The sequence below is a fragment of the Azospirillum fermentarium genome (genome assembly GCF_025961205.1).
Lineage (GTDB): Bacteria > Pseudomonadota > Alphaproteobacteria > Azospirillales > Azospirillaceae > Azospirillum > Azospirillum fermentarium.
This window is the reverse complement of record NZ_JAOQNH010000002.1, coordinates 575422-592073: the sequence shown is the minus strand read 5'-3', so window position 1 is coordinate 592073 and position 16652 is coordinate 575422. Positions and strand designations below refer to the sequence as shown.

The 16652-nt window shown below is 60.0% G+C and carries 16 protein-coding genes and 1 pseudogene; 6 read left to right on the top strand and 11 right to left on the bottom strand.

Annotation, left to right across the window (positions count from 1 at the left end; genetic code table 11):
- Window positions 1-2 precede the first annotated feature (2 nt).
- Window positions 3-653, top strand: a complete 651-nt coding sequence (gene thiE / locus M2352_RS17540) for a thiamine phosphate synthase (RefSeq protein ID WP_264665794.1) — start codon at window positions 3-5, stop codon at window positions 651-653.
- A gap of 513 nt (window positions 654-1166) precedes the next feature.
- On the opposite strand, the gene M2352_RS17535 is transcribed toward thiE, so the two are convergent.
- The 8 genes and pseudogenes from M2352_RS17535 to M2352_RS17510 form a co-directional block, all read right to left on the bottom strand.
- Window positions 1167-1463: a hypothetical protein gene (locus tag M2352_RS17535; protein ID WP_264665793.1), complete on the bottom strand. Its 297-nt coding sequence runs from the start codon at window positions 1461-1463 to the stop codon at window positions 1167-1169.
- Between the two features lie 91 nt (window positions 1464-1554).
- Window positions 1555-1611 (bottom strand): annotated as a pseudogene (locus M2352_RS26625) (hypothetical protein); the annotation flags it as partial.
- A 494-nt stretch (window positions 1612-2105) separates the two neighbouring features.
- Entirely contained in the window at window positions 2106-2309 is a 204-nt protein-coding gene (locus M2352_RS26620) for a DUF6615 family protein (protein ID WP_406567276.1), read from the bottom strand.
- Between the two features lie 17 nt (window positions 2310-2326).
- Complete coding sequence (locus tag M2352_RS17530) at window positions 2327-3265, bottom strand: nucleotidyl transferase AbiEii/AbiGii toxin family protein (RefSeq protein ID WP_264665792.1); 939 nt, start codon at window positions 3263-3265, stop codon at window positions 2327-2329.
- Window positions 3252-4049 (bottom strand): type IV toxin-antitoxin system AbiEi family antitoxin, encoded by a 798-nt coding sequence (locus M2352_RS17525; RefSeq protein ID WP_264665791.1) that lies wholly within the window; start codon window positions 4047-4049, stop codon window positions 3252-3254. Before M2352_RS17525 ends, M2352_RS17530 begins: the two co-directional genes overlap by 14 nt.
- A gap of 140 nt (window positions 4050-4189) precedes the next feature.
- On the bottom strand, window positions 4190-5512 hold the full coding sequence (locus M2352_RS17520) for a hypothetical protein (protein WP_264665790.1): 1323 nt from the start codon (window positions 5510-5512) through the stop codon (window positions 4190-4192).
- A gap of 77 nt (window positions 5513-5589) precedes the next feature.
- Window positions 5590-6390 (bottom strand): HNH endonuclease, encoded by an 801-nt coding sequence (locus tag M2352_RS17515; protein ID WP_264665789.1) that lies wholly within the window; start codon window positions 6388-6390, stop codon window positions 5590-5592.
- Window positions 6391-6438: 48 nt separating this feature from the next.
- Window positions 6439-10152, bottom strand: coding sequence for an AAA family ATPase (locus M2352_RS17510; protein WP_264665788.1), 3714 nt, complete (start codon window positions 10150-10152; stop codon window positions 6439-6441).
- 154 nt (window positions 10153-10306) lie between these two features.
- Between M2352_RS17510 and M2352_RS17505 the strand changes: the two genes are divergently transcribed.
- The 4 genes from M2352_RS17505 (at window position 10307) to M2352_RS17490 (ending at window position 12534) form a co-directional block, all read left to right on the top strand.
- The gene (locus M2352_RS17505) at window positions 10307-10777 is read left to right on the top strand and encodes a conjugal transfer protein TraD (RefSeq protein ID WP_264665787.1); all 471 of its coding nucleotides are present in this window, start codon (window positions 10307-10309) and stop codon (window positions 10775-10777) included.
- A 94-nt stretch (window positions 10778-10871) separates the two neighbouring features.
- The gene (locus M2352_RS17500; RefSeq protein WP_264665786.1) at window positions 10872-11426 is read left to right on the top strand and encodes a YkgJ family cysteine cluster protein; all 555 of its coding nucleotides are present in this window, start codon (window positions 10872-10874) and stop codon (window positions 11424-11426) included.
- A gap of 7 nt (window positions 11427-11433) precedes the next feature.
- Window positions 11434-12291: a hypothetical protein gene (locus M2352_RS17495; RefSeq protein ID WP_264665785.1), complete on the top strand. Its 858-nt coding sequence runs from the start codon at window positions 11434-11436 to the stop codon at window positions 12289-12291.
- 30 nt (window positions 12292-12321) lie between these two features.
- A complete protein-coding gene (locus tag M2352_RS17490; protein WP_264665784.1) occupies window positions 12322-12534 on the top strand; it encodes a hypothetical protein in 213 nt (70 codons plus the stop codon).
- Between the two features lie 49 nt (window positions 12535-12583).
- On the opposite strand, the gene M2352_RS17485 is transcribed toward M2352_RS17490, so the two are convergent.
- Window positions 12584-13504, bottom strand: coding sequence for an ArdC family protein (locus M2352_RS17485; protein ID WP_264665783.1), 921 nt, complete (start codon window positions 13502-13504; stop codon window positions 12584-12586).
- Window positions 13505-13956: 452 nt separating this feature from the next.
- On the opposite strand from M2352_RS17485, the gene M2352_RS17480 reads away from it, so the two are divergent.
- Window positions 13957-14469 carry a DUF6650 family protein gene (locus tag M2352_RS17480; protein WP_264665782.1) on the top strand — a complete coding sequence of 171 codons (513 nt, stop codon included), beginning with the start codon at window positions 13957-13959 and terminating at the stop codon, window positions 14467-14469.
- Between the two features lie 223 nt (window positions 14470-14692).
- Here M2352_RS17480 and M2352_RS17475 read toward each other — a convergent pair whose 3' ends face one another.
- Together M2352_RS17475 and M2352_RS17470 are read right to left on the bottom strand one after the other, a co-directional pair.
- A complete protein-coding gene (locus M2352_RS17475) occupies window positions 14693-15769 on the bottom strand; it encodes an IS5 family transposase (protein WP_264662801.1) in 1077 nt (358 codons plus the stop codon).
- A 39-nt stretch (window positions 15770-15808) separates the two neighbouring features.
- A complete protein-coding gene (locus tag M2352_RS17470) occupies window positions 15809-16483 on the bottom strand; it encodes a hypothetical protein (RefSeq protein ID WP_264665781.1) in 675 nt (224 codons plus the stop codon).
- Between the last annotated feature and the right edge of the window lie 169 nt (window positions 16484-16652).

Sequence of the window (16652 nt, the reverse complement as noted above, 5' to 3'; positions counted from 1 at the left end):
CTGTGGCCGCGGCCACGGTGAACCCCTGCCGCCTGTACCTCGTGACGCCGCCGGTTCTCGAACCGGCGGCGTTCGCGGTGCCGCTGGCCCAGGCGCTGGACGCGGGCGATGTCGCCTGTGTGCAGCTGCGCCTGAAAGACTGTGACGACGACGCCATCCGCCGCGCCTGCGATGTGCTGCGCCCCATCGCGCAGGCCCGCGAGGTCGCCTTCATCCTGAACGACCGTCCCGATCTGGCGGTGGCGGCGGGGTGTGACGGCGTGCATGTGGGGCAGAGCGACACCCCCTATAAAAAAGCCCGCGCCATCGTCGGCAACGATGCCATCGTCGGCGTCACCTGCCACGACAGCCGCCATCTGGCCATGGAAGCGGCGGAGGCCGGTGCCGATTACGTCGCGTTCGGTGCTTTCTACCCCACCACCACCAAGCCGTCCGACTACCGCCCCGAGCCTGAGTTGCTGTCGTGGTGGGCGGAGATGATCGAGGTGCCGTGCGTGGCGATCGGCGGCATCACGGCCCAGAACTGCGCGCCCTTGGTGCAGGCGGGTGCGGATTTCATCGCCGTGGTCACCGCCGTGTGGAACCACCCCGCCGGCCCCGGCGCCGCGGTCAAGGAATTCAACGCGGCGATTGACGCGGCGTTGCAGGGATAAGGGGTGTAGGGCATGTGCCGGACGTGCCCCAGGTGTCGAGCCATGCGGCGACCGCGCTGAAGGGAATGACTTGCCCCGCCGCCGCCCGTGCCTCGGCTATCATTTCGGCAGGGTGTTCGTCGTCGGTTATGGTTGTCTCCTGTTCTGCCGGCCACTCCCCGGCTTTGCTACAGACACGATAAAATGCCCAGACGAGCGGCATCAGATCAACAAAGCCGCTTGATCTCGCTCTCCTCTCGGGGAAAGGGGCTGTTTGCCAGCGTCGTAGCCCGAGAGGGCCAGGAGGGGGACGGGAGTCGGTGAGGTCAAAGCACCATTGTGATTTCCAGGGCCTTTTTTATGTATTCAAAAATCTGAGCGACCTTATCGAATCCGGGAATGGTCGCCAGCCCCGTGGTATGGGTCACCACGGCCAGGACCAAGGTGACAGTTACAACTTTGGTTATGGATTTGACCCCATCACCAACGCCAGCGCGTCGCGCAGGGCGAGCGTGCGGTGCACGCTCAGCTCGATCAGCAGCCGCTCGGGCAGTGGCGCAGCCCTTCGTCGTCCTCCGGCCGCACGTAGCCGCGGTCGACCTGAAGCCCGCCCTCGAGGTCGATGCTGACGAACACCCCGCCCCGCGCCACCTTGGCCGTCTCGTAGACCAGCGGCCGCTCCTCCAGTACCCGCAGCTCCAGGTCGATCTCGGCGAGGCGCCGCGCCACCCGATCCAGTTCCTCCGCTTCCGCCGGCTCGCTCGCCTCCAGCCGCTCGTACTCGGCGTGCCGCGCGTCGTAGGTCGCCTGCTCCGCCTCGCTCAGCGGCACCGGCCGCCGTCTCCGTGACCGGCTCAGGCAGAATCGTGACCGCTGCAAAAGCGGGCTCCACCGGGGCCTCGACCGGCGTCATCATCCGCCGCCAGCGGTACAGAAGGCTTTCATGCACGCCCAGCCGCCGCGCGGCATCGGTCACCACGACGCCCGGACGGAATCCTCCTCGACCATCCGGACCTTCTGCGATGGCGTGTAGCTCCACCGCCGCTCCGTTCCCGTCAAAACCTCAATTCGCTGGTAAGCCATGACGTTTGCCACTCGTTTGCAGGCGCGCGATGACGCGATCGCTGCAAATTTCAGCCAGAAACGACAAACCAACAACGCGGCTCACACCGTAGGGATACTTTCCGCCCGAATGCTTCCGATGTGATTCCGGAAGCGGTCTGGAGCGGGGTGGTCCGGACAGCAAAAAGCCGCTGACTTCATAATGAAGTCAGCGGCTTAATGTTTGGATGCGGGGGCCGGATTTGAACCGACGACCTTCAGGTTATGAGACGGATCAGCTTCTCTCTAAGCAATTGTTTTTAAACGAGAAAATCATCTAACATGTGTGAATGTGTAAGATTCTGTGTAATTTTAACCATGCTTTCGAGGCGCGACTCGGCGTGCGCGTCCCCTTCCTTTGATACCTCGATTCTAGCCGTTCGACCATCCGGTTACGCTTGAGCCATCCCGGCTATGCACCGTAACGCCCCGGCCATTTAGATAACGGATAATCCTGCCAGCCCTGATGAGATTGCCCATCAAAAGATCGGTAACAGTCTCTTCGCGGAACCGCCGGCGCAAGCGGCGGGATCGTTCTAAAAAGCTTTCGACGAATGGCGGGAACTGGCGGGCCATTTGACAGAGCATCGCCGTCAGTCCTCCGCTGCTACGCCGCCTCGCGCCAGCGCGGCGATGAGTTGGTCGATAAAGCGCGTCCGCGCTGCTTCAGGAAGCTTGTCCAGGTTCAGTTGCTTCCATTTGACGGCTGGCAGGTCAGCCGCTTCCGGCAAGCCGATGGAGCCCCAATCCGGTGTGCCGCGTTTGAAGCCGGTCAGGAACTGCTTATGTTCCTCCGGCATCGCACCGGTAATGGTGGCGATCAGCGCTTCGCGCGCAGCCTCCAGCTCTTCCAGGGGGACCGGTTCAGCCGTCATACCTGCAAAGGCTTGCGAAAACTCCTGGGCGAGATTCTTACGGCGCGGTGCCAGGACTTCGGACATCGGGCGGTCATGGCTCACGAGATAGACCAGAAAGGCGCGCCGAAGGTCCTCGGTTATCCCCTCATTCGCCAGCAGATCGCGGATATCGTAAAGGTCTCTGGGATGCTGCCGGTCAAGGGCCGCCATGATCTTTCCAGCATAAAGGTCGGCAAAGGACACCACCTGTGTTTCGGCATAGCCGAATGCGTCTTCGACAGCCGGGGAGACGGCGCGCGGTTCCGGCGCGAAGACGCAGCCGCGCAAGACCGGCGTCACCTCAATCTTGATCTGCACATCCGCACGCTGGACGACAAGCTTCGTGACGACCTGTTCGCGTTCATTCATAGATTCCGTGACACGCGCATCACGCAGCCCGGCACGTATAGCAGCGGCCATACGCTTCATCGCAGCATTAATGGCAGCCAGCGACTCCGGCCTTCCGGCGACCGGCAAATAGGTCAGGTCGATATCGACCGACAAACGCGGCATGTCGCGAACGAACAGGTTGATGGCGGTTCCGCCTTTCAAGGCGAAGTCCTTTTCCGCTGCGACGAACGGCATAGCGGCGATCAGGAGCGCGACTTGGCGCTGATAGCGTTCAGACAGGGGCATCGAGATCGTCCGGGACCGTTATCAGCAAATCAGGATCAAGCTTGCCGCCCTTTGCCAGAACGCGCTTGCCAGCGCCGAGATCGACCGCATTGCGGTCGATCTGCTTCACCCAGGCATGCGGATGGCGCGCCGCATACCAGAAGAACAGCCGCTTTACCTTCACGCTACGGCAGTCATTCAACAGCAATTGAAGCCGCCGGGGGCTGAGTGCGCTAAGGCCCTCCATCAGCATATCGACCTGATGGAAGCTTTCATGGCTTGGCAGCTCGTTGAGCATTTCGAGCAGCGCGCGTTCCGGTGTCGAGACGCGCAGTTGCCATTCGGACGCGACGGGAATATGCCGGAGCGTGCCCTCCTGGAGAGCAGGCTTCTCTGGAAGCCTCCGAAATAGCGTCTGTGCTTTGTGAAACTCAAATTTTTGAGGCAGAGGCAGCTTGGCAAGCCAGCCGGGTGGCGGTGCCTCGCCATAGAGATGAATGATGGACGGCCCGGCGGCGGAAAGATAATGGCTGAAGCCTTGAAGATCGAGGGCGACGCGCCCGCCAACGGACAGGCCGCTGCCCAGAAGCGTCTGGAGCGAGACGACGGCCTTCTCCCAGGTCAACTCACCGCGTGGCCGCTTATAGGTTCCGCGCACGGGTTGTATGAGCCAGCCTGCGGAAACATACTGACTGCGCAGGCTCCTCGAATAGCCGTGACGCTCCATCCAGGCGGCATCGACCAGCAACCCCTCTGGGAGGGTCCGCTCAAGAAGGTTTAGCTTTCCGCCATTTTGCTCAGCCATACTTAGCAAAATAGCTTAATCTCAAACCAACGACAAGGTTTAAGAACGCGGAATTTTGCCAAGCCCAGCTTGGCAAAAGCGCGATTTTGTAAACTATACGGACAGAGTTTCCCAACTCTCCGGCGATTTTGGGCTCTCTCTCAAGCTGGCGGCGTGGGAGGGTATTTCGCGAAATGATACTGTCCCAGCAGGGATATGTATTCTCCCTTATAGCCAATAGCCGTCATGACAAAACGCAGGCCGATTTCCCGGATGACAATTGCATGTTCAATGAGCGGTACCTTCTCAAGACCATCCTCGTAATATGAGCCGCGATGGATGATATAGTTTCTTGCAGATATCGCATCACCAATCATCTTTTCGGTGATTCCGTCCAGAACTACACCCCAGCGATCAGCAAGAAGGAAAATCTTTTCCCGCAAAGGGCGGCGGTTCAGTTCATTGATTTTTCCCGGAAGATGTTTATTGAAATCATCCATGGAATAAGAAGGAAGTCTTTCGGTCGTGGTTTCACGGACAGCCCGCCTCAAAGCCTTTTTGATCTTTTCGAAATCAGCTTCCGGGAAGAAAAACGCCTCATCTTCAGTTGCGTTTGAGTCTATCAAATTCTCCAAAGCCGTCATACCTGCGACCAAGCGAAATTCATTATAAGTAGCATTCATGGAAAGCCATTCGATTATGAAGAATAGGCTTTTGGCTTCGATGGGAGGATGGAAATGAGAATTTATGGCCACTTCCAGAATAGGCCCATGATTCAGGAAATGGAACACCGGGAAAGCATCTTTGCGCTGCTCAACCTGAGAATAGCAAAAAATTTCTACAATATTATCATGGTAAAATTCCGTGACCGGCTGCCGCAAATTCGTACCAGAAGAAAATGACAATATACGGCGGATGTGTTCTATCAATTTCTCGACATCTGACCGCCATATATCAAGATTATCCCTTTTTGATTCAGCCTGAATGGCGATATATCCGGTAACTTGGTCAGGGTTGTCAAATTCACTCATCCCTGCAATTGCGACCATGCCAAGTTCACATTGCTTGTGATTGCTGGGAAAGCTCTTAAAGCCCTTCAGGTGGGTTTTGATAAAGGCCGCATCCACAGGCTTTTCCAATTGCCTTGTAAAGGTGGCTTCCGCACAATTGCCAACAAGGACAAGATAACAACCGTTCACCACATCCGAATGAGGGCCTATGGAATCAAAAGAGAGGCTCTTCGTTTTGAATTCCGTTCCATCCTCGGCTTCGCCAGTCAGAGAAAACCAATGCGGATGACGCCTCTCTTTATGCCATATATCGAATATAAACCGACTTTTGTCATCAAAGCAGATTCGATCAAATGTAAAAACCACCTCTCCTGCCAAATCGATATGAGCGCCGAATCTTATAGGTAGCTGATGATCGTCGGCTCCAATGATTCCTTGGAACCATGTCAGCTCCTTCAGCCATTTTGACTTCATGTTATCCTCACTTATTGAGTCATATTGGCGAGGCGATCATATTTCCGTTCAATACGGGATCATCATATGGAGAATATTCATCGGCGGCGTTTCTTCGCTCTGTTGTGCGGAGGACCATCAAGAGGTAGATATGTCCACCCCGTCTTTCCGTGAAGCTCCAACATTTTCTCCCGCAAAACAGGAAACATAGAAAGGTCACGGCTCATATCCACGAGAAAATCGATATAAGCCAATCTGAATCTAACAGTATAATCTCCAGTATCATTCACAAATGGCGGCGATGCGTGGTTATAATACGAATCACAATCCCCCATGAGCATTATTATTTTTCTATTCCCACGACCATTAATCACAAAATTCCGGATGTTATCAAATTCGTCAGACATCACTATTTCAGGACCAAGAAAATAAGCTGCCGATGAAAATGCAATTTTCACTATGCCACGGACAAATTTTGGATTTCGGCCAATCTCAGCCGAGAATGATACTTTTCCCATCATTCCACGGCGTTCAAATGAAGCCCGGATATGCCGGTTTGATCCGCCGACAGGCGGCAAAACCGTTCCATCATGTGCCTGAACTGGATGTTTATCCATATTGAAGGAAATTTCCGGCCCCTTCCGCCCGAATGTACCTTTAACATTGCCGCGATTCATTATTGCAGGCGAGCGTCCTCCTTTGCGAGGGATGCCCGCCAAGAAAGCGGGGAAATCAAAATCATCTATTACCGCACGATCCAAGCTCGCCAAGCCATTATTGCAAGCGCGACAGACTATGCCGCCGGTGAGGACAAAACCTTCAGGGCATCCCAAAGCCTCAGGAATAATGTGTTCGATTGAAGGTTCCTGATCGTCCTTCTTGCACCAAATGCATTTCATTGCTCAACCCGCCATATAACGCATTGTCCCTACAATGACTTTGTACCTTCACCGCTCCCGCTCGTCATCATCGCGCTCCCGCTGCTGACGGGCACGGTCCTGCTGGCGCTGCGGCTCCGGCGTCTCGCGGTGGAGCGGGTCGCCGCGCTGGCGCTCCTCCTCGGCCAGTACCGGGCGCAAGCGGTCCTGCGCTGCGCCGAGCGTCGAACGGCTGCGCAGGGCTTCGAACTTCACGATATCGCCCTGGTCGCTGAGCGTCCGGGCGTTGCGGTAGGACCATGCGCCGGAGGAGTCGCGGCTGGCGTCGAGCGTTTCGGCCTCCTTGCCCTCGCCCCGGCGGAGCGTTGCCCGCAAGCGGGCATCGTCGGCCCATTCGACCCGGTAGCCATGCGCTTTTTCGGCATGTGCCGGAAGGTCGAGACGCTGCATCGCCTGCCGTTCCTGCTCAGGCGTGCGGATCGGGGGAGTCTGCGCCTCGCGGGCATGGTTGCGGGGTGAAGTCTCCCGCCCCGGCGCATCACGACCCCGCTGTTGCTCGCGCCCGGCGGCCTCGCGGTGCTTTTGCTGCATGCGCGTCTCTTCCCGACGGATGCGCATCTTTTCGTCGAGTGGCGGGTATAGGGCGGGCTGGTCGATGCCGCGCGCCTCCCATTGCTGCCGCCCGTCCTTCGCCTGCTCGCGGAAGTCCTTCGCGCGTTCGGCCTGCGCCGCCGCCTGCCGCTCATGCGCTTCGCCGCCGATGCAGCGCGACAGCCCGGCCACCCGGTCATGCACCTGCGCCATATGGTCGGCATGTTCGATGTCGCGACGGAGGCTGAGCATATCCCGCCGGGCGGGATCGGGCTCGGTAGCGATGGCATGGTCAAGCTGGTGGCGTTCGCGCTGATAAGCGGCGGCCTCGGCCAAGCTCGCCTGCGCCAGCGAACCATAGGGGTCGCGCGGGTTGTAGTGGCGGGCGAGCGCTTCGGTGTAGCGAAGCTGCGCCGACGCCGGGAACGCCCTGTCGTCCGGCACCGGCTGGGCGCGCTGGCCCTGTGCGCGTTGCGTCTCGGCACGCGCATCGTCGGCGGGGCGGGCCGGGTCGCGCTCGGGCGGCGGCGCGGCTTCTCGCATCTGGCGGCGGGCGAGCGTCGCATCGGCGGTGCGGGCGGCGACGAAGCGCACATGGTGCTGCGGCTGCGTCTCGCGCATTTCGGCAAGGCGTTGCTGCTCGGCCCGGCTGGCGGCCTCCGCCTCGTCGTTCATCCGCGTGACGCGGGCGGCCTCGGCCTGTTCGGCTTCGCGGACGAAGGCGAGGCGCTTTTCCTCGTCGGCGGTGATGTTCGCGCGGCGGTCTTCCTCCTCGGCCCCGAGGATCGTGCGGCGGCGCTCCTCCATCGCATCGGTCAGCTTCGCGGCGCGGTCGGGATCGTCCGCGGCGATCTCGGGGAGCGGCGTTTCCTCGGCCTGCTTCTTCCTGCTGTCGCGGGGTTGCTGCATCGCACCTTTCCCTTCGCCGCCGCCTCTGCCGTCGCGCCCGTCACGATCCGAACGCGCCTTGTCGAGTTCGACCACCTCCGCCGCAGTGGCATAGGCAAGGCTGGCCTCCTCGCGCTGCACCCGGCCCATCTGCCGGGCAAGGGCGATCTCGTCGGCGGCAAGGTCGGTCGAGACGTAGAGGTTCACCGACGCCTTGTGCCGCGTCATGCCGACATAGGCCGTGCGCGCGTTCCAGGCGAAAGCGTTGTCATAGAGAGCATACACCTCAAGCTGCGTCTTGCCCTGCCCGCGATAGACCGTGCCCGCATAGCCAAGCCCGAACTGGTCGAAGCTCGCGGAATCGAACCGTACCTCGCGCCCCGCATCCATCCGGGCGACGATCTCGGTCCCGGCGATCCGCTCGACCGTGCCGAGCGCGCCGTTATAGATTCCGGCGCGGCGGTCGTTGCCGTGGAACTGGATGCGGTCGCCGATGCCGACCTCCAGCCGCCCGCGCACCGTCTCGACCTCGATGCCGGACGCAACCTCGCCGCGCCGGACGCGGATATCCCGGATCGCGCGGTTGAGGCGGTTCACCTCGCGGTTCGTGCTGGCATAGACGAAGCGGGCCGCGTCGGGCCGCTCGCTTCTGTCCTGATCCCAATCGGACAGAAGCCGCGCCCGGCTCTCCTCCAGGTCGCCGGACCAATGCACCGAGCCGCGTTCGGCATAGGCCCGCAAGCCCTCGGCGACGCGGCCCTCGGCGAAGTCCTGCGACGCCTGCCGCTGCCAATCCTCGCCCTGCCGCCGCACGCTGCGGATGACGGCGCTGCCGTGCCGCTCCTTGATCTCGCTGAACATGCCGCCGCGCTCGACGCTGGCGAGCTGGCGGTCGTCGCCGACAAGCACCACCTTCGCCCGCGCCTCGGCGGCGCGGCGCATCAGGCGGGCATAGGTCGGGGTGTCGAGCATCGCCGCTTCGTCCACAATCACCAGCGTGCGCCGGTCCCATGCGGGCAGGTCGCGGCGCTTGGCGGGGTTCTCCTGATAGTAAAGCTCAAGATGGACCGTGCTGCCGTGCCTGAATCCCGAACGGCGCAAATCGTCGGCGACGGTGTTGGTCGGGGCGAGACCGATCACCCGCCAGCCCGCGCGCTCATGCGCATCGCGGATGGCGTCGATGCTGTAGCTCTTGCCCGTCCCGGCAAGACCCTCGATCACGACCAGCCCATCCGTGCCCGTCGCCTTCAGGAAGGCGTCGCGCTGCTCGGCGTCGAGTGTGCGGGCTTCTGCCGCCGCCCGCACATGCCGCGCGGCGACGGCTTCCCGCGCGACGCCGATGGAAGCCGCGTCGGCTGCAACCTGCCGCTCCTCGGCGCGGACCTGCACCGTCGTGTAGCGCCCGGCGAATTCGCCCGAAGAGCGGGCATGCAGCGGCACGATCTCGGGCCGGGCCAGCACGGCGGCGCGGATGGCCTGCCGCTCGCCGGCATCGGCGACATGCTTCCTGATCAGGCGCTCAATATCCAGTTCCGTGAAGGTCGCCTGCCGCCGCGTCAGCGTGGCGACGATCTCCGCCGGATCGCGGGCGGCAAGGGCATTGTCCGCCGCCGTGCGGACAGCCCGCGCCTCGGCGGCCTTGGGCACCGTCCGCAACCGCACCGGCCCTTCATGCCGTTGCGGCACGATGCCGGTCTCATCGACTCGAATATCAAGCCCCATCCGCTCGAAATAGAGGTTCTGCGCCTCGCGCCATGCCACGCCCCAGCGCTCGGCCTCCGTCACCGCCGCCTTGCCGTTCTTCAGCCGCCGCACCTCGGGATCAAGGTCACGCGCCTTCGCCGACGACAGCGCCGCGCCCTCGATCCGGCGCGTCGTGATCAGCAGGTGCGCATGGATGTTGGTATCGCCTTCGTGCGGGGCGTGGATGTCGAGCTGGACCGCAACGCCCTTGCTGACGAAATGCGCGGCGGCGAATTCCGCCGCCAGCGTGCGGCAGTCGTCCAATCCCAATTCAGGGTTACAGGGGAGTGCGAGAAGAAGCTCACGCGCCTCCTGCGCGTCCTTCCGTTTCTCCGCCGCCTGCGCCGCGTTCCACAGCACTTCCGGATCGGCGAAGCGGGCGTCGGCCCCTTCCGGCAACAGCATCTCATGGTGAAGAACGCCGTCCCGGTGAGCGAAGAAAAAGCGCTCGCCCGTGCGCTGGCACCGCACGTCGGAACGCGCGTTATAGGCCGCAGAGCGGCAGGCGTTGCCGCCTTCGCTACGCTTGACGTAGCGGATGCGCGCGAATTCGATTGCCATACCACCAAATTGGGATGGCTCCGTGCACTTCGCAAGGTTGCATCGGCACGATGCATATTGCGTATGAAGGCTTGCTGCATAACCTGCGGCGCGGGCGGAGGGGGTGGATTTTCAACCGCGCTGTGCTCATCTACCTCCAAAAGGGAGGGATGCGATGGCACGGCTCACGCTCGCGGAAAAGCTGGAACGGGCGGCGCGGAAGAAAGCGCAGGCCGAACAGGAAGAGTCGCGGCTGAAGGCGGCTCAACGCAAGGAGCGGACGCGGCAACTCATAGAGCTTGGCGGGCTGATCGTAAAGGCAAAGATCGACCATCTGCCGCCGTCCGCCTTGTATGCGTGCTTTCTCCGGATTGCCGATGAGGCACAGGACAAGGATCAGGTCACCCGCTGGGAGCGCGAAGGTGGGAGGCACTTTCAGGCCGAAGAGGACGCCCGCGTTGTTGCGGTGGCAAAGTTCCCGGAGCGGGTTTCAGCCGAGACGGCGGCGGCGCTGCGGAAGCTCGGCTTCCGCTGGAACAAGCTGATGCAACAGTGGGAGGGGCGCGTCATACTCGCCGATGCCACCGCCGCCGTCACGGCGGCAGGCGGGAAGATTGACCAGCTTCAGCAGGTCGCCGGGCCATGAATGCCCGTGCGGGCATCGAGAATGTGGCATTTGGACCCGCGATGCGCGTAGACTGCCCAACCGAACGCTACAGCGCGCCGCCGGAGAAGAGGCAATGGCAACCTCGAAGTCGGTTCTTCCCAAGCTGCCGCCGATTCCACCGGAACTGGTCGATGCGGCAAATGCGCTGGTCCCCTATCTGAATGACGCCAGCCGGACGCTGGGTGAGAAGCTCGCGGCGATATATGCCTATCTCGACCGCTTCGCCCCCTTTGTCCGGACTTTTGCCACCTGCTCGATGGGCTGTGCGCACTGCTGCAAAATAGACGTTCAAATCACCACGCTGGAAGCGGAATACATCCAGATGATGACGGGTGTTCCGTATCGACCGGGCGCGGGGCTTTCCACCGGCCATAAAGATGCCTGTCCGTTTCTTGCCAAGGATCGCGGCTGCGGTATCTATCGCCACCGCCCGCTTGCCTGCCGCATCTACCATGCTGTTGGCGACCCCGAAGATTGCAAGCCGGGGCGCATTCAGATGCAATATGGCGGGCCGCCGGACCACGGGAATCCGATCTACGCCAGCTATGTCCGCTGGCTGCATTTCACCATGGCTGAGATCGGCGGCACGGTGCGGGATATTCGAGATTTCTTTCCTTGCCGCGCATAGATTCTTCATGAGGATTGAAATGTGGAGAGGAATCATTAAAGTAATTTTGTTTACTGCCGTCACTATAGTGCCTGTGGTTGTTCAGGTGATTCCTCAGTCTTTGGTCTCTAGCGTTATGGATATTGACTTCGTTAAAGATAATCTTAGCGAAGCTTATCTGACAGAGGATAAATCAAAACTTACGGAGAATGTGAGATTCTACGTAATTATATTCTGGGCGCTTGTGTCGATTTTTTCGTTTTTCGTATATTTGCATTGTCGTTCTGCAGTTCTCCCGAGAAAATTTGTTGATGACCTCAATGGTCTAGCAAAGATTATCATAACAGAAGACATTAAGAGCAAGGGAAGTGCAGACAATATATTGAGAGATAGAATAATGGACTATCTCGTAGACGCTATAAGCGTTAATTTTAGCCTGGAAGACGTGCGTATCGCTTTGTTGGTTGTTAATGACGGCGATGATTTTCTAAGATTTTCGTTCGGGAGAAAAACAGGAAGGCATGCCTTTAATTCAAATATATCGTTTGGATCGGATCAAGGCGTTGCGGGCAGATCGTTTAAACTTTCCGGAATTCCATGCTGGGGATCAATTCAAAACAAGAAATATCTTTATATTTTTAGAAGAACGCCAAAGAACATTGGAAATGTATACGAAGAATCTCTAGACTATTCTAGAGATTATTACATATGCGCATACTCTGCAGTCGCAGAATTTGAAAATGGGAAAATTATTACATATGCTATATCTATAGACGCAAACAATAGTGGTCGCTTGTATAAAAGCAGAAAGATTATGTCTGAATTTTTTGTTGTAGTCGTCCCCTTTTTCCAAAAAGCTCTTGCCCATCACCTTAGGTCGGTCTAATCATGCTGGATGGCAAGGCGGGAGGTTGCGATGAAAGAAAAATGGCATGGGTATGATGTTCAGACAAATAAAAATACCGGGGCAAAATATGTCGTGGCTCAAAATGGAAATATGATTCCGATATCTATTCCCGAAGCAGATGGTCCTCCCATGAATCTTCGGGAATCAATTGGTGATCTTTTCAAGAAAATTCGCAGTTCTTTTGCCAGAAAAAAGAAGACATATCGATCGCCTTCGATGTAAGACAAGTTTTGCGCATGTGAGCATTCATGTCTCATTGTCGCTGGGCCGCCTACGCGGCGGCCCTCTCCCCCTCCTCTGTACCTCCCTCCTTCACCACCAAACGCCCATGCATCCAGTCCGCCGCCGCCTGCGCCCGCGCCGCAGCGGTGAAGATGGCGCGGCTGTCGTTGCGCAGGACCTTCAGCCATGAAGCAATATAGGCCGCATGATCCGGGCGCGGCTCCGAAGCAAGCCCGAGATCGGCGCAAAGGTAAGCCGCCCCCAGCTCGGCGACAAGCTCCTCGGCGGCGTAACTCTCCGACCCGAACCGCCCTTTGAGATCGCTGGCACAGCGTGTCGGATGCGCCGTCCAGTGTGTCGCCTCATGGGCCAGCGTCGTGTAATAGGCGACCGCATCGCGGAAGGCGGCGAAGGGCGGAATGTGGATTTCGTCGCGGCTCGGGATGTAGCAGGCGCGTGTCCCGCCCTCGCGGATCGTCGCCCCCAGCCCGGCGAAGAAAGCTTCAGCGTGGGCAATGCGTTCGGCGGGCGGCAATACCGGCAGCGCGGGCGCTTCCCAACCCTCCACCTGCGCGGCATTGAAGACATAATAGGCGCGGGCCAGGATTCGGGCCTTCCCCTGCTGCTCCTCCCCTTCGTTGTCCTGCTCCTCCGATGATGCGGCTTCGCTGATCTTCCAGAACACGACAAGGGAGGATTTCTCGCCCTTGCGCACCTGCGCGCCCTTGTCCTGCCATTGCTTGTAGGTTCCCCAGACCGGCGAGGCGAAGCCCTTCTCCTGCCCGGCGGCCCAAAGGGCAAGCGTGTTGATGCCGCGATAGGGTTTGCCGCTGATGATATTCATGGGCCGCGACATGTCGCCCGCACCATGCCACGGCATGCGGAAATCCCCTGCTCCTGCCTCGATGGCGGCGATGATGGTCTCGGTGATGCGGGTGTAAATATCCGCCTTGCTGCTGGTGCTGGTCATTTTCTTGTTCCTCATATTCGGGTTGCACATGCAACCCGAAGCGAGGCACCGCGCCGGGGAGCGGGGGTGTCCGGCGTCAGGGCCGGATGGCGGGGAGGGGGATCGCCCGGCCTGCACGGCGCGCAGCGAAGGAAGGCCGGGGAAACCCCGCCATCCGCCGGCGCAAAGCGCCGGTTCAGCCTTGACGCCGGCGGGGGCGAAGCCCCCACTTTCTGAAGAACGGAATCAGGCGCAGCCTGCCATCGGCTCGCCGCCGTTTGCGGCGAGCGCGCGAAGGATCGTCACCCGCATGGGCCGGGACGCCACCGGCGGCCCGGTGCGCCAAAGGCGCATAGAGCCTGACCCTGGCCGCAGGGCCGGGGGCGCGCCCTCTTCACCCGATTGTAAGGCGGGGCACATGAGTTCTGATCGGATATCTGGTAAGGTGCGCTATCAAGTCCGGGGGAAACGTCATGCGCGACTGGTTCAAGAAAAGCGGGAAGGTCACGGCGGCGACCGCGCGGCGCATCACCGGCATCAGCATCCCCTTCGGCGGCGTGCAATGGGCTGATCCCGGCCCGTCCGACGCGGAAATCATGCGGCGCTTCCTGCTGTTCCTCGAAGACCGGCGCGTTCTTTACAATGCGATGGAATTGGAGGAGGTCAGCCAAGTCGAACGCTCGATCCATGAAATCCGGGCGGAGTGCACCCGAACGCTTCAGGCGCTTGCGCCCGATGTCTTCGCCGTCGCACCGCTCCGGGCGATACGCGAGGCGGGACGCCGCTTCCATGACGACCGGAACGAAGAGTTCCGCTTTTTCGATCATGACGAGCGCCGCCGTGGCGGCAATCCGGGATTCTTTGTCGCCCTCGGCGCGTTCCGCGCAACGGTCGGACAACAAGTCGCCCTGCTCGCCGCCTATTACGACATCAATGTCGAGGGCGCGCTTGCCGCCGTTCTTCCGGCGCTGGATGGCAACGATTGACAGAAGGCGCCAAAAGAGACAACGGCATTACAGAATTCCCGTCTTTCTAACTCCGTTTTTGCGTCAGGCGGATTAGCAGGGCGCGGAAAAACGGACCGATGCGGTGGCATTGTCTCCGCTGAAGCTTGGAAATGGTGTTTTCGGGGCCTGTTTTGGTCTGGATGGCGCCTTTTTCCGCGCCCTCAGGCTCCTGGAGCCGCCATTCAGGCGGACTCCGGGATGATTATGCCGTTGTCAGCAGCTTGGGCAGACGGATCAGGTTATAGGCGGCGGCAGTCAGCGTGAACATCCAACCGACGCGGGCGGTGCCGCGGTGACGGGTCTTGCGCAGCCCCGCCCCCTTGATCCAGCCGAAGACCTCCTCGATCCGCTTGCGGATGCGCAAGGACACGGCATAGCCGGGGTGACGGGTGGTCCGGCCATCAATGGCTGAGCGGCGGTTGCTGGTGTTCTGGGCAACGTGCGGGGTGGCGCCCAGGCGGCGCATGTTCGCCACGAAATCCTTGGTGTCGTAAGCCTTGTCGGCGCCCAGCGTGATGCGGTGGCAGCCGGAGATGGCCTCGACCATCGACACCGCCGCCTCGCGTTCGGCCAAGCCCGTAGCCGCCGTCAGCCGGACATCCACCACCAGAGCATGGCGGTTCTCCATCAGCGCGTGGCCCATGAAGGCCAGCTTCGCCGGCTGCCCGTTGCCCTTGCGGTAGAGACGCGCCTCGGGATCGGTTGTGGAGGCATGCGTTTCGTTGGACCGTTTCTCACCGTGAAAGTCGCGCTCGCCGTTGCGGCCCGGCCCCGGCGGCTCACCGCTGCCATCTTTGGGCCGGAAGCTCTTCACGCTGGCCCACGCCTCGATCAGCGTGCCGTCCACCGAGAAGTGCTCGTCCGACAGCAGCGCCTTGACCCGCGGCTGATCCAGCACGGTGGCCAGGAACGTGGCCGCCACATCCCCCGCCAGCAAACGCTCACGGTTCTTGGTGAAGACCGTCACGTCCCACACCGGGGCGTCCATCGACAGCCCGACGAACCAGCGGAACAGCAGGTTGTAATCAAGCTGCTCCATCAACTGGCGTTCCGAGCGCACCGAGTAGAAGGCCTGGAGCAGCAGCGCCCGCAGCAGCTTCTCCGGTGCGATCGACGGCCGCCCGATCTTCGAGTACAGACCCTCGAAGGCTGGCGACATCACCTCCAGCGCTTCATCCACGATGGCCCGGATCGCCCGCAACGGGTGGTTGGCCGGAACCCGAGCCTCACAGCTCACGTAGCTGAACAGACCCTCGCTGCGTTCGTCCGAACCCCGCATCGCCCCCTCGCCGGCCTCATTCTCTACGAAATGAGAGAATCACGACCGGCCAGCCGGGCATAGCCTTTTTCCGCGCCCTGTTAGTTCTTCCATATCCGGTCGATGGCAATGAGCAAACTTTTCTCCGCTCCCGCAACAGCAAGGGCTCGGGCCGCGGCAGTATTTCAGAGCAACTTTAGCCGTCGCGATTGCCTTATTGACCTGATAGACTTGATATTCGTTCTGGTTGACTCTCATCTCCTGCGTCCCCGGAACGGTGCAAGCTTCTTCATAGTCGAAGAGCGCGCGTTCGGCGGACAGCATCGCTTCGATGTCAGGGTCGGCCTTCAGCCTCTTGCAAATATTGTAGGTCCGTTTCTCGCCGGTGACATCGCATACTCTTTCAGGATCGGGAAGAAATAGAATATTTTCGGCAGAATTCTCTTTGGGGGTCAGGTCGATTAATCCGTCCTCCGGACTCCTCCATATCGCGTGATGCTCCGCCTTAAGACAGACGTTCGGCCAAAGCCAGATGTTCCACCCGAAGACCATTTCTCCGCCATATCCATGGCAGTGATTTTTCACAACATTAAAGCAGTCCCTCAAGGCTGCATTCGCCAATGGGGCTACTTTTACATATACGGGATCGTACTCTGCCCGGATATCTTTGCAGAAGGCTCGAATATAAGGTTCTATTCGTCCAGGCGTGACATCCGGGCAGAATGAATTGAACATCCGGCATCCTCGATACTGCTGCGTTATGCGGGCAATCATGCTACCACGCCGATGTCGCGCTATCCAATTCCCGCATCACGCGCCGTCAGAAAAGGCGGCAAAGATACCTTGCCTGACCGCAGGCATCCGGCGTTCGCGTGTTGCTCATATGCTACGGGAATAATCCATA